This is a genomic window from Mycoplasma enhydrae (assembly GCF_017116825.1).
Taxonomy (GTDB): Bacteria; Bacillota_I; Bacilli_A; order Mycoplasmatales; family Metamycoplasmataceae; genus Metamycoplasma; species Metamycoplasma enhydrae.
The window spans coordinates 1-14,701 of record NZ_JAFIRD010000008.1; the positions used below are offsets into that span (position 1 = coordinate 1).

General features: G+C 25.5%; 13 protein-coding genes. All 13 read right to left on the minus strand.

Annotation, left to right across the window (positions count from 1 at the left end; translation table 4 throughout):
- Positions 1-277: 277 nt before the first annotated feature.
- Entirely contained in the window at positions 278-1,558 is a 1,281-nt protein-coding gene (locus JXZ91_RS02760; RefSeq protein ID WP_205851489.1) for an Mbov_0401 family ICE element transposase-like protein, read from the minus strand.
- Between the two features lie 29 nt (positions 1,559-1,587).
- Positions 1,588-5,403, minus strand: a complete 3,816-nt coding sequence (locus tag JXZ91_RS02765; RefSeq protein WP_205851490.1) for an Mbov_0399 family ICE element protein — start codon at positions 5,401-5,403, stop codon at positions 1,588-1,590.
- 8 nt (positions 5,404-5,411) lie between these two features.
- Positions 5,412-8,060 (minus strand): Mbov_0397 family ICE element conjugal transfer ATPase, encoded by a 2,649-nt coding sequence (locus tag JXZ91_RS03745; protein ID WP_205851491.1) that lies wholly within the window; start codon positions 8,058-8,060, stop codon positions 5,412-5,414.
- Positions 8,061-8,110: 50 nt separating this feature from the next.
- Positions 8,111-8,680, minus strand: a complete 570-nt coding sequence (ruvA, locus tag JXZ91_RS02775; RefSeq protein WP_205851492.1) for a Holliday junction branch migration protein RuvA — start codon at positions 8,678-8,680, stop codon at positions 8,111-8,113.
- A 49-nt stretch (positions 8,681-8,729) separates the two neighbouring features.
- Entirely contained in the window at positions 8,730-9,308 is a 579-nt protein-coding gene (locus JXZ91_RS02780) for a hypothetical protein (RefSeq protein WP_205851493.1), read from the minus strand.
- Positions 9,308-9,445: a hypothetical protein gene (locus JXZ91_RS02785; RefSeq protein WP_205851494.1), complete on the minus strand. Its 138-nt coding sequence runs from the start codon at positions 9,443-9,445 to the stop codon at positions 9,308-9,310. The genes JXZ91_RS02780 and JXZ91_RS02785 overlap by 1 nt, the downstream gene beginning before the upstream one ends.
- Positions 9,446-9,473: 28 nt before the next feature.
- On the minus strand, positions 9,474-9,635 hold the full coding sequence (locus JXZ91_RS02790; RefSeq protein WP_205851495.1) for a hypothetical protein: 162 nt from the start codon (positions 9,633-9,635) through the stop codon (positions 9,474-9,476).
- Positions 9,636-9,685: 50 nt separating this feature from the next.
- Positions 9,686-10,099 carry a hypothetical protein gene (locus JXZ91_RS02795; RefSeq protein ID WP_205851496.1) on the minus strand — a complete coding sequence of 138 codons (414 nt, stop codon included), beginning with the start codon at positions 10,097-10,099 and terminating at the stop codon, positions 9,686-9,688.
- A gap of 12 nt (positions 10,100-10,111) precedes the next feature.
- Positions 10,112-11,728: an Mbov_0396 family ICE element transmembrane protein gene (locus JXZ91_RS02800; RefSeq protein ID WP_205851497.1), complete on the minus strand. Its 1,617-nt coding sequence runs from the start codon at positions 11,726-11,728 to the stop codon at positions 10,112-10,114.
- A 9-nt stretch (positions 11,729-11,737) separates the two neighbouring features.
- Positions 11,738-11,998, minus strand: coding sequence for a hypothetical protein (locus JXZ91_RS02805; RefSeq protein WP_205851498.1), 261 nt, complete (start codon positions 11,996-11,998; stop codon positions 11,738-11,740).
- Between the two features lie 19 nt (positions 11,999-12,017).
- A complete protein-coding gene (locus JXZ91_RS02810) occupies positions 12,018-12,314 on the minus strand; it encodes a hypothetical protein (RefSeq protein WP_205851499.1) in 297 nt (98 codons plus the stop codon).
- Positions 12,315-12,400: 86 nt separating this feature from the next.
- Entirely contained in the window at positions 12,401-13,612 is a 1,212-nt protein-coding gene (locus JXZ91_RS02815; protein ID WP_205851500.1) for a variable surface lipoprotein, read from the minus strand.
- A 369-nt stretch (positions 13,613-13,981) separates the two neighbouring features.
- A complete protein-coding gene (locus JXZ91_RS02820; protein ID WP_205851501.1) occupies positions 13,982-14,485 on the minus strand; it encodes a replication initiator protein A in 504 nt (167 codons plus the stop codon).
- Positions 14,486-14,701: the final 216 nt, after the last annotated feature.

The window sequence follows — 14,701 nt, forward strand, 5'->3', positions numbered from 1 at the left end:
AGACTTGAAAAAAATTTAGTAATTGAAATTCCAGAAATTTCAAATATTGAAATTGATAATTTAAAAAATAAAGATATTAAAATGTCAATTTCAGAACCTGATTGACAATTAACAGTTAAAAAAATTAGGTGGTGTAAAATTTAAAGGGGTTAGAAAACTAGGTTAACAAAAATTTTCTTTACACTTTAATTATATACCTAAAAACCCAAAATTTTTATAATTTTTGCAATGAAAAAATATAGCTATAAAATAGCTTTTTATTTTGGCAAATATTTATTTAAATATTTAGATTTTCAATAATAATGTTGTTTTTTTGGTTTTTAGTTGGTCCGATGATTTTTTGAATTACAGTGTTTAATGAATAAATAGCAAAATGCCTTTTAATTTTAGATTTTACCAGGTGTGATACATAACTTTCTGCTATATTTCCATAATATAAATAATCATCATTTTTAATTTCTTCTAAACCTGCTAAATTTAGCTTTATGTATTTTGCAAAATCATAAAGAAGTTTGCATCTATTGTGGTCTAAAAAGTGATATATTTCATTTCAATTTTTAGCTACAAATGCATATATTTTCAGATAATTATGGTTTTTTATGCAATCATAAATATATGTTCTTAAATTTATGTGAAGTACATTTTTTAAGTTATTTAAGCTCATTCTTAATTCTTTAGAATTATTAAAAATAACCCTTAATTTTTGTGCTAAATGAAACTTACATAAAATTTGCTTTGCATCTAAAAGTTTAGCAAGAGTTCTTATTCATTTAGCTCCATCTCCAGTAATTATAATTCTCAAATTGCTAGAATAAAAGTTTTTTATTATAGCTAATATTTTTTTAGCTAAAGAGCTTATACTTGTGTTAATTAAGGGCTTTGACATCATAATTAAATGATTTTTTGCTATAGGTTTTTTGTTTTCATCAAGCAAAAAGAAGTTTATCATCCTTGCTTTTTGTTTACTAGTATGACATTTATTTTCTTTGATTTTAAAATATGTATCATCAACAGATATATAAATTGTTTTTTTGGTTTTTGCAATTTGACTATAATTCATAAATTGCATATTTTTTAAGGTGTTTTGCTGATTTGCTTTAACATAGTTAAAAATTGTTGAATGGCTTATAGAAAAACAGTCAGCTATGGCTCTATAGCTCAAACCTTTTAAAAAGAATTTATAAGCTGATTCTTTAAGTGATAAAGTTATTGATTTTCTTTTTTCATCTCTAAATTTTGTATTAAAGACATTATAATATTCAATTCTATTTTCTATTTTTCTATAATATCTTCGAATTTTGACATTAATTTCACCTTCTAGATGTTTTAGCCTTCTAATTATTCAGTCTTTTACTTTTCAACCTTCTTTTTTCCTTTTAGGACCTCAAAAAAACATTTCATCTTCTTTGATTAGTTCTTCTTTTAAATGGTTAACTAAATTCATGCTTAAATTATATCTAAATCAAAATACTGAAATTGCATGTGTTTCTTGATTATTAATTATTTTTATTAAAATTTCAATAAAAAATCTAGTTTTTTGGTTTAAAAACTGAAACAAAAAAAGGCAGATTGAGCCTGCCTTTTTAATTATTTGGTTTTAGCTGTTTTCCTGCGATAAATTAATAAGGATAGTAAAACTATTGATATCAATCCAATTGTGCTGCCTGTGGCAATTAAAGCTATTGCTAAGGGTGATAAAGGTTTAGGAGTAACTCAATTTTTCTTATCTTGAGAGGTTAGTTCTCCATCAAAGTTATTTATTACTTTAAAACTTGTTGATTCAGTAGTTTTAGAACCTTTGGATTTAATTTTTAAATCTAAGGTATTTAAACCTTTAGCTTTAACTAAATTTTTAAGAAATTCTTTATCATTAATATTTTCAATTTCATAATCCTCATTTAAAAATAAATTAATTATTAAATTATTGCTTTTAATTTGAAAATCAATTCACTTAATTATTTCTGATTTTATTTTTTCAAAGCTTTTGAGCTCTATTTTTAAATCATTAATAACTAGTAAATTTAAATCAAATGTTTGTGCTTTAGGATGGGAATTAGTAACTTTGATAAGAAGTTTATTTGATATTAATGGGTGATTTGAAAAAATTTCAAATTCTGAGATTATATCTTTGAAAAATAAATTATTGATGATTGTTTCAAAATTTGGTTCATGAAAAATTACATTAGTTCCTAAAATTAATTCATCATTAAATTTTTTAAGCTCATTTTGAAGAATTTCTTTTAATTTATTCGCAATTTTTTGTCTTAATAGCCCATATTCTGCTTCTGTTTCTCATGAAGTATCAAGATTAATATCAATTAAATCAATTGACAAATCTTCTAAATTAATTGGTTTAGAAATTTTAGAATTAGAAAAATTAATTATTTCAAATTCAATAGGATGGTTTTTAACAACAACTTCTACATTTATTTTGTTCGAAAGAGCCTGGTCATAGTTTAAATGTACTTTAGTCATTTTTTCTAGCTTTAATTCAAAATCTTTTTCAAATTTTAAATCATTTTCTGCAATATCAATGCCCAGATTAATTAAATAACCTTTGATTTGACTAAATATTTGCATTAGAACAATATTCTTAATTTTATCAGGTCTATTTTCACCACTTAAATTTATAATATTGCTCTCAAAATCATCAAATAAATCAGCATCTAAAAACTGTAAATCAAGTGTTATATTGTTTCCATTTAATTTATAATCATTAATAAACTCTTTTTTTAAGTTAAATTTTAATGTTAATTGATTATCAATTAAATAATAATCAAATTCAAGTTTTTGCTTGTGATTATTAGAATTTAAAATTAGGTCTAAATTATTCTTTTTTACTCATTTTATAAAGCGGTTTTTTGATAGACTTTTTGATTTAGAATGAATAAAATTTAAGTCTCATTTTATATCTATAATTTCTTTTAATTTGAAATTTTTAAAACTAATTGCATAAGTTTGTTTGTGAGCTAATAATTTATATCTATCATCAGCTGTTTTTAATGAAAAGCTTAATTCTAAAGTGTTTTCATCTAAAAAATTCATGCTTTCAATATTTACTAATTCCTTATACTTAAAATCTCCATATTTATCAACAATATTTATATTATTTTCTTTAATGTATTCTAAAAATTCTTGTTTGCTGTCAAATTTATTGTTTTCAGAAGAAAAATCAAATCTTGGTAGAATATCAATTTCAGAACCTGAGTTTTTGTTTAAATATGTAACATAATTGCCTCAATATTCTTTAACTTTTTCATATTTTAAGTACTTTAATTGGTCTTTTTTGATATTTTCTGTTTTTTCTAAGAAGGCAGCAAAAAACTTACCTGTAGAAGTTGCTCATAAATTGTTGATATTATCTATTTTATTTATTTGGCTAAATGTCTTATTTAAAACATTATCATCATTTTTAATTAATACAAGTTTAAAATTGTTAACTTCATGTTTTGAGCTTCTAGAATAGAATAAATAAAGTCCTTCAGTTGAAATATAACTGTTTGAACTAACTTTATTATCTAATTTTTCAGGATTAGCTCAATATTTAGTTTTAGTTGTATCTTCTCACAAATGCTTATCAATAGGAACCATGTAATATTCCTTAGTAATCCCAATTAGCTGCTTAAGAGCTGCTTTAGATAAAACTATAGCTTCAGCTATAAAACCTTTATCTCTAATTAATTTTCCACGAGAATTAAAAAGTGTATATGCAAAGTATGGTAAGCCAGTTTTTTGTGCATATTTTATTTCAAAAGAGCTCTTGCCAACTTCTGAGTTTGCAATATGTTTAATTCCTTCAGTATTAATTCATACTACTTCTTTTTTTGTACCTGTTTGTTTATCGACTAAGGGGTCAAATTTAGGATTTTTAATTGGTAAACCCTGTTCGTTTTCTTTTACTTTACCATTTTCATCAATAAGATATTCTTCAATAAGTTCTCTTTGATTTGGATTATTTTCCGGGTCTCAAGCATATCATTTAAAATCAAGTGCTCCAGGTTTAGTTTCAATTATGTATTTTTTGGTATAAACAGTTTTAGGAGAGGTGTCTAAATTTATATTGTCATATTCTTCAATAGCAATTGTATATTCATTTTTTTGATATGAATTTTGCTCATCCTTTGGTTTGCTTTTATCTGCATTATCAAAATGTTCTCTTGTTTTATCATCAGGATTAGACCTTTTATCTAATAAAGCAATATCAAACTTATTATTAATAACATCTACAATTTTTCCATTAATTTTAACTACATAATTATCATTTGGAGCTTTAAAACTGAATTTAGAAGGTGTATGCAATATATAAGTTCCTAAATAATAATTAGAACCAGTCAAGCCTATTGGTTTGTCATTTTCAATTCTAATTTCTTTATCCTCTTTTATGCCAGTTGGATTATCATCATCCAAGTTATCAAAAGTTAAATATTGACCTTTCTCAGTAATTTGCAGCTTTGAAATTATATTCAATTTATCATATTTATTAGATTTTGTAAAAACTATTTTTTGGTTTTTAATTAAGTAGTTTTTAGCATTTAAAGCACTATTAACCATAAAAATACTAATGTGCTTTCTATCTTCAGCTATTTCATATTTTAGCTGCCACATTTCACCGTCATAATAATAGCGCTTGTCATCGAGTTTTTTGGCTCATTCTAGGAATGCTTCTTCATTAGTTCTAAACAGCTCAAATTCTGGTTTGTTTATTTTAAAATTATCTATTTTGTCATGCAAATAATCACCTTCTATTTTAAGGTCTTGGTTTCTAGAAATAAAAGTGCTTAAATAATTTTGAAAATAATCAAAGGCTTTTGGTTGGGCTGTTGATTTGAGTTTAATAGATACATATCTTGGGTATTCAAAATGAATTGATTTTACAAAATATGTATAGCCTGTTTTTTGTTTTCAACAGTGTTTTCTTCCTTTGTCTCTACCATATTTAATTGTTGAACAGATATCTTTGGTATTAACATCATAAGAACTATAAAAAGGTAGATAATTTATTTCGTATGATTCGACCCCATTATAACCGTCAAATTCATAATCTTTAATTCCTAATTTATCAATGTAATTTCTAAATTTTGAATATAACTTATCATTTATTTGCCATAAATTGTTTTTTAGGGCTTCAATTTTTTCTGAGTGTGATGGATTGTTTCACTTTGGCCCTGTTCTTTTTGTAACTATTCTTAAATCATCTATATTTATGTATTTTGGATCTATTTTAATTTTTCTTCTTTGAGAATATAATGTGTCATAGATATTAATTCATTCATTTTTTCATTGATAAACATGTGTATCTGCTTTTTTTATTGTAGCTCTTTGGCAAGCACTTATGCCTAAACCAGTTGCTGCAGTTACACCCACCACAGCGACGGCTATTAATATTTTGGTTGATTTTTTCATAATACCTCCTAATTCAGATTGTTTTTTAAATTTCCATCTCTAAAAATTAAATTTTGTTCATAATCATTGAAATAAGACTCAAATTGAAATCTTGTGGTATTGTCTAATGACAATATTCCTTCACCAATTGCTGCAGTAGCAATAAATTGGGTTTCTTGTTCCGTTAAAGGAATTCTATTTTGAAATAGATTTTTGTAAGCTTCAATATCATCAGCATTAGATTTTAAAGTTATGGTATATTGCATATTTTCCATAATCCCAGCTGACTTACTTGAAATAGCTGAAGACTGGTTGAAATCCATAAAGTTTTGAGTTCCTAAAACTAGCATGCCACGATATTTTCTAATAGTTTTAGCTGTATCTCAGACAAAATCTAGGGCTATAGGATTAATTGGGTCTATAAATTTATGTGCTTCATCTATGATTAGCATAATTCAGTTTTTTCCATTTGGATTTGAAAAATAATTGTTTGAAATTTTGTTTTGAATAAAAGATAAAATTAAGAATAATCCTGCTTTTGAAGATGGTGAGTCATCCTTAGTTGATAAATTATAAGTGTCAAAAATTGTTAACTTAGAAGACATATTTATATTTGTGGGGCCATTATATAAATCTTTATAAGCTGAATTTTGTCCAAACTCTGCTTTCAAAGTGGCTAAAATAAATTTTTTTGACTCTAAATAAACATCTTTGTCATTTTCATTATCAAATTTATAGTTTTCCAAAAACTTAATTAAGTCATCAATAATAGGAAAATCTTCATTCTTTAAATTCAATAAATTTGCATTTGGTTTATAAAAACCTCATTTCTCATATAATTCTGCAACAGCTTTAGCCACAAATCTAGTCTGTAAATCATTAAAATTACACATTAATTTCAGAAACTTTTGAACTTTTCTAATATTTTGAGATAAGACTAATTTGTTTTGCTTAGATAAATCTTCTTGCTCACTAAATTGAAAATCTAATTGAAGTGGATTAATTAAGGTTTTAAATCCTGTTCCCATTTCTAAAACACTTCCACCAAAAACTTCAGCTAGTTTAGTATATTCTCTTTGGGGGTCTAAAATTATTATGTCTGTATTAAAAACTAAATAATACAATAATATTTTTTTAAGAAGTGTAGACTTACCAGAACCAGGAACACCAGTAATTAGTGCATTAGAATAAAATCTATTCATATTTTTAACTTTCATATCAAATATTAATGGTGAGCCTGTTGTTTTATCATGCCCGAAAATTAAAGTATTATTATCATTAAGTTCACTATTAATAAAACCTCAGCCTCCGGCAATGTTATCACTTACCATTTCTAAGTCATTAAATAGATTATCTGAGTTTATTAAACAAGCATTAGCATAGCTTTGTTTTTGCATGAATAATAAAGGATTTAAGTTAGCTCCTACTTCAGTTGCATTTAATTGGTTTTGTATTTCAAGAGAGCCTATTTCTTCTAAATTATTACCATGATTTACAAAAATAAAATTACTATTAAAAATGTTTGAGCTTTTGGCATTTGCTAAATAAATCAAATTTTCAATTGCTGCAATTTCAATTGCAGATTTAGAGGTTTTAACTTTAGATTTTTGATTATTATTAATTTTTACTAAGCTATCAGCTTTGTCTAATAGCTTTTCTTTCATTGAATCATCAAATGTACTTAAATTTCAAATAACTGTTGAATTAGAATCAAAAAGTCTATAAACTCAGCCTTCTTGAATATCAAAACTACTAAAATCATTAATACTTTGAAAACTAACAAAACTATCATCACATGCAATATATTTATTATGAAATTCTACATTTTTGGGAGCTAAATTTTCAAAATTAAAATTGTTAGAGTTTTTGTTTTGCAAATCAACTTTAAAAACTGAATTTAGCACATTAATAAGCTCTTTATTTTCAAGAATTTTTGGACTAAATTTAGTTTGAATTAATCTATGAAACATTTTGCTTCTTTTATCTTTTAAATCTTCTTTAGAATCACCATAAATTACTAAATAATAGTTTGAAACATTATTTTGATATTTAAGCATTTCTAAATCTTGTTCATTAGCTAAGCAATAATTTTTAGCATTAGTGTTATTTTTAACAAAATCACTATTTTTAATTTGTTCTAAGGCTAAATAATTATTTTTTAAGTTCATTGAACCTGTTGTTTTAATAATTGTGATTTTATCTTCAATAGAATTAAGTAGTTGTATAAATCTATTAATTTCTATTTCTTTATCTTTTTGAGAGTTTACAAAAACATTAAAACCTTTGATTTTAATTATTGAAAAATGATTAAAAATTCCAAAATTATTTTTTCTATTAGCTACTATATTATCTTCAATAATTTCTTGATAAGGAATTAAGAGCTGTGGGTTATTTTTAGTCCCTTTTTTATACTTTTTAACACTAATTCAGTACTTAAAAGCTCTTCAAGCTAAAACATAAAATCTGCAATTGTGCTTTCTTGAAAATAGTAAAACTCAAAATGTAGATGCTACAACTATTAGAAAAATAGCAATTTTAAATTTTCAGTTGAAATTATTTGTTGGTATTGCTAGTAAAAGACCTAGAAAAATAATACCAATCATAACTAGTAAATCACTTATTGTAAAGTTTTTTCATATTGTAGTTTTTTTATCTGCCAGTTTCTTATTTTGAAGCATTTTTACTCCTTATTTTCATAATTTGTTTTTTCAAGAGAAACAAAAAGCCTCTATTTTTTGTTTTTAGAGGCAATAATTGCAATGGCTTTTTCCACCATTTCTTCAACATTTTTGTTAGGCTCGACTTCTTTAAGTGATTTATTAATTTGGTAGTCTGAAAATCCTAACATTTTCATTGTTTCCTTAAATTCTTTTAAAATAGTGTCTTTTTTTGGTGTTTCTTTAATAAATTTGCAGTATTTATTTTTAAAATATTTAATACAATCATTTGCAATTTGATTAGAAACACCTGGTATTTGAGTTAGTGCTTCTTTATTTTCATTAGCAACATAATGAATAATGTTTTCTCAGCCCACATTTAATATTGAAATAGCTTTTTTAGCTCCTACACCTTTTAAACCAATTAAATCTTCAAAAATCACCATTTCTTTAAAATCTTCAAATCCATATGTAACTTTTGAATATTCATTAACTATTTGAGAAATAAATATTTTTTTATTTTCTCCACTCTTAAATCTTTCAATTTTTGGTGTATAAATTAATTCTCCTGTTCCATTGTGGTCTAAAATAAGGTAATTTGTATTAACGTGCATGATTTTTCCATATAAATAAATTGTCATTTTATTCTCCTTTTAAGTTAGTGTCTTTTTCTAGTTATGGGTCTAATTTTTATCTCTTATTTAAAATTTTTTTATCTTTTGATTCTATTAATTCTTTTAAAACATTTTCAATATATTCTGCTTCTTGTTCAACAATGTCATAAAAGGCATCTTCATATTTTCCATCTACTCATTTAACATATTTAACACCATCTGAAAAACGATACAAATACTCAGATGCTTCATCTAAATACGTACTTTCAATACCATTTTCTTTTAAATCGTCATCTCATTTGGCTTTTAAATCATCGACTGTTTCAATGCTATTTCATGGTCAAAACTCTTTGACTTTTTCTGGATATAATGAAAATCAGTCACAATTTTCTATATCTTCATACATTTTTATCAGTTTGTTAATATCTTCTAAATTTGTTTCATTTTTGTTTAAATATTCAGAGATAATTTCTTCATGTCCCAGACTTGAAACTCAATAATTTAGTTCTTTTAGTTTGGTTCAATATTGTTTGGCAACATTATAGTCATTTGTACTTGCTAGTTTCAATGTTTTGGTTTTTAAATCATCAAAAGGTATTTCAAAAATAGATACATCTTCTGGATTCATATATTCAATTAATTTAGCTTTAGTCATTATTTATCTCTCATATCAAAAAAGCAAGCTATATATTTAATAAATTTTGATTTGAAACCAAACTTTTTAATATCATTTTCAACTTCATTTCTAAACTTCATAATATTCATTTTTTCATTAAATTCTTTTTGAGTCATTTTGAGTGTTTTTCTCCTTATTTTTTAGTTATTTTTCTTGTGGGCCAAAAGTATCTAGTCCTCATAATAATGCCTTTATATATTCTGCTAATTGATAATCTCCTAATTTATCAAACTCTTCAGCAATCATATAAGCTTCTTGTCTGAAAGCATTTTCATTACGCTCAGCATGATATTTTATTAACTTCATTAGGCTGCTTTTTAGCATTTGTTCTCTCAATTTAGTGTAAATAATTGCTTTTATAGTTTTTTAATGTAAATGTTTTGGGTTGTGAGTCAATAATTTAAACTAAAAATATCATCATATCCATTTAAACAATGTTCTAGAGCTTGCTTTTCATTTTCAGATAAATAATCAAAATTAACCTGGAAAATTACAATTGGTGGATTTCTAAAGTTATTTATTCATATTGATTTAAAAGGTTTGATAATTATTGGTTTAGTGAGTGGTCAATTTATGGGGTCTATTAGCAATCAATCACAGTTTTTGCTGTAACGACAAGCTGAAGGCGAAATTACAAAAATATTGTTTTCATATTCTTGTTTTTTAACTCTTAAATATCTATTTGATTCTACTTCTAAATCAATTCCTAGATATTTTTTAGCTCTATTTATTTGGCGCTCTAATTTGTTTTTACCATTTATTGTTTTCATATTATTTTTCCTTTATTTTTTTTCGTTATTATTTTGCTCTTCTGTATTTGGATTGTAGTTTTCATCATATTGATTTAAACTTTTTGAGAAATTATTAAGTTCTGATATTTTTTGTTCATATTCAAGTTGAATTTTTGCATTTCTAGCATGTAATTCGTTTAATTCTTGCTGGGTGAACATGCCTAGTTTTTGGTCTAGTGCCTTATCATTCTTAATATTTTGTTCTAGCAGTTTTTCATTTTGTTTAATTTGACTTGCATTGTATTTTTGTAATGAATCAAAATCTTTAAGTGCATTTTTATTAAGTTGGCCTGTTTTTGAGTTTGTGGCTGCTTTTCTAAAGGTATCTAGCATTTTCTTTTGTTCTAATGGTTTATTTGCTCCTACATGTGCAAATGAACTTTTAATAAAGCCTTTAGACATGCCTAAGTCTCTCGCTAAACTTTTGTTTGAAGAAACCCTTGATAGATTAATTCCCTTGCCGATAAAGCCACCTAAGGCATTGCTAAGGCCACCTTTAGCCATGGTGGCTCCTAAAGTGGCGCCTCCACTAGCTACAGCTGCACCTGCAACAGCAGCTTGCTTACCAAAGCCTAAAGTTTTTTTGAATACTTCGCCAGTTTTCTTAAATGAGAAGTTAGATATCTCAATTCCTAATAAATTAGAAACTAATTTGTTGATAGATTTAGTTGCATAAGCTGCTCCTATGTAAATTATTAAGTCAGCTATCAGAGAAAGAGCTTGTGAAGTGCCTAGTTTTTCTTTAACTGGATTTAGAACTAAAATGAAAATTACAAAAAAGTTTAAGGAAATTAAGGATATAAAAATGTTTAGTGTGCTTTTAGTAAACTCTTTTTTCCATTTAGCTATGGCAATTCCATTATCATCAATGGCTTTGGCTGCTACTAATGGTGAAACAATAAACAAAGTAAATTGAATTAAGGAGTATTTAACTATGGCTACAAGTATTGAGCCTAAAAACACTACACACATTATGGCAACAATTGCATTTTTGATTAATATTAAACCTATTAGAGTGTTTGAAGTTAAAGATATATTTGCATATTCACTTAAAGACATTGGATAATATTGGCCTTGTAATACTGAGGTTCTAGCTCATTCAGCATTATTATTTAGAGCTATATATAAATTATCTGCAACATCTAAATTAGTGCCTGCTTGCAGCTCTAAAACTTTTCCAAAATACTTGAACACTATAGCTAAAATAACATTAATTACAAAAATTAAAAATGGTAATAATAAAGCCCATAAAAATGAACTTAACGATTGTCTAAGAACATTTTTAAATTTTAAATGCTCCATATTTTGCTTTTTATTTTTTGCTAATTGATATTTTGCAAATGAAATTAAAATAAATACAATTGCAAAAGCCAAAGCATAAAGCATAAATGCTAAAAATGCTACTGGAAGTTTTGAAAATGAGAAATCAAATTCTCCTGGTTTGGCTCCAAAAATTATTATGTTTATTAATTCAAAGCCAAAAAATTGAGCTGCTTTGAATAAGCCTTTCAAGATTAAGAAAGGCAAGCTTATGAAAACTCCTCATAATACCCCAAATACTGCATATCTTATTGGTATCAGAGCAGCTTGAAGAAGGTTTATTGGCATTCTATTTTCCTATTTATTTAAAAAATAAGTCATACCTAGTCCATAAAATGCAAATGCTACAGCTGTTATTACAACTAATACCATTAAAGCTATTGTTGCATTTAATGATTTTTGGACTTTTTTATAATCTTCGTCAAACTTATAAAAAGCTGGACTATTAGCATGTTTTATTTTGATTTTGTTTCTTTTGTTAAAAAAACTAATGGCAATTCCTATTAAAACTATTAATATTGGTGCTAAACCAATGCAAACAAAAAACGATCAATGCATTATTTTTTCCTTTCAAAATTTATTTTAAAAATACGGAAGCTACTTTTAAAATGACGGGTATTAAAATTACAAACACCATTAAAAAGCCAAACGATAATCAAATAGAAACAATTCTACTTTTAGCTTCTTTTTTATTTGTTTGTGTTTTGGCTGTTTTTAGAGCTGCAATTGCAGAAAAGGTCATAACAATAGCTATAACAGCAAAAGCTGCCACTGCATAGCCAGAAATTAGAGATATGAAGGGTGTAATGGATTCTAATAAAGTCCCTAGGGCATTTTTTAGAGTTCCTATATCAGCACCGCCTGAATTAAGCATAAATACCTCCTGTTGGTAAAAAAGTGTAAAGAAAAAGACACTAATTAATAGTGCTTGTTTCATATTTTAGATTTACATTTAGGAAATTAAATAATTGATTTAAATTCTAATTTTAAAGAATCATTATTTTCTTGCATTCATTTTTCTAATGCTTCTACAGAAGAATTTAAATTGTGTCGTTTAAGAGCTTTGATTTTGTGCCCTTTAGGGTTTGAGCTATATTCTGTTTTGCCTTGGAAATATTTTCTGGTTCAAACAAAAGCACGAGCATTGTTGTCAAAGAAATAATCATTTGAATCAGTATTAAAACCCATTAAATATGCTAGTGGATTATAAAAATCATTAACTAAATCAACAATTTTATTGTATTGACCTGCTAAATCATAAAATTGGTCATAAATTGGTTCAGGAAATGCATATAGCTTGCCTTCAACTTCAAATCCTGTTTTTATTGAAGTTAACATATTTTTAATTAATAAGGTTTCAATTAACCATTTTAAGTCTTGTTTTAGTTTTGCTGGCATATTTTGTAATTGCTCTTGAAAAGTTTTGGTTGAGTCATTTACATTTTGTAGCATATAAGTAAAAAAATCAGTAATTATTTTTGTGGATTGTGACATTCAAAAAATTTGGAATTCTATTTTGTAATATGATTCAAAAGTAATTCAAAGTAAAAGTGCTGCAGCATTTTGCAATCTAACTTCTTTTAATTCATCCGAAGTTAAAGTTAATAAATCATTATCATTATCTTTTAATCTTGATTCTGTAAAAAACTGATAGTTAGCTATGTAATTTTCAGCAAAACGTTCATTAGTTCAAACTCCGTATTTTTGTCTTAGTTCTTTTAGTCAATTCTTAAGAGATTCAGTTTTTAAATCAAACCAGCTATCTTGTCACTTACGATGTTTATCAGTACTATCATAAAAATTCTTAATAGCTACTACAGCTTCATTATAACGCTCAATTTTTTTGTCGTTTGATTCATATTGAGAAGTTTCATTACCATATGCATCTAACACTTTTAGTTTATGAATGTTAATAAAATAATGCCAGAATTGGTGGGGTCCAGGTCAATATTCACTAGTTGCTAAAGGTTTAGGACAATCATAAATTAGATTTTTATCAAATCTTAAATTTTTATCCACTTCTGGTTTTTTAGGAATGTTAATTTCAGGTTTTTTAATATTAGGTCTATTAGGTTTATCATAAAGCCAATCACAAGAAGCTGCTACTAATGGCATAGTAGCTACACTTGCTGCAATTGGACTTAAAATAGTTAATAATTTCTTTGCCTTCATAATCACAATTATAATCCAAAATTTTTTTTCCTTTCAAAAATTCTTGCTAAATAATATTTTTATCTAGTAAAAAACTAATTAAGTTAATATATTATTTTAATTCAATAATTCCTTAAGTAGCTTATAATATTTAATAGGTTATTTATATCATAAGTAATTAACTTAGATAATATAGTTTGTAATATATCTACTTGTAATCATTAAACCATGATTACAATATAACCTCAGGTAAATATAACCTAGTAAATATTACCTCTTATATATTCATATATATATTTACTATATATACGCCAAGTATCATTTTTGATACTAGGTGGTATCATTTTTGATATTTTCAGGTATCAATTTTGATACTTATATAATTAAAAATTATCAGCTCAAACCATCTTCTAAACTTGGTTTTTTGGTGGCCTGAGCTTCTAAGTGACTTGTTAGCTTTCACAAATCATCGGCATCCTTCAAATTATTAATATTTTTTCTAAATTCATCACTTTTCATATGTTCATTTCAAACATATAACAAGTTATTGAAGTAAATTTTTTGTTTTGAACCAATATTTTCTCGGTCAGTAACAATAATCTTGAGATTTTTTAATTCTTGCAGTCGTCTTTTAATGGAAATTTCACTTATATTTAAATTTTGTGCTAATTCTTTTGTGGGATAATAAATGAAAACTCCATTATCATCATCAAACCTAAAAGTTTTTAAGGATTTACTAAATCTTTTCCAAAGAGTTATATAAATCCCAAACAATTTAGCATTTTTTGTGCCAATAAAAATCAAATAGATTATATCACTAAGAATTGTAAATGTTGTTGTTGCTTTGTCTCTTGGCACAATACAATTCTTAAATTTTTCTCCTCTATTTCTCATGTTTTGTTTCCTAAATGTAAAGAAAAATACTAAAAAACAAGCCATAATTTGACTTGTTAACCCAAAACCCCAGAATATTTTACACGGCCAAAAATTACTAAAGTAAACGAAACAACAGCAAGATTTGAAATTGAAGCTAAAAAAGGTAAAATTGTTCATAAAATTATCAAAGAATTAAGCGGTTTTAAAGTTGCAGATAAATATTACAAAATTAAT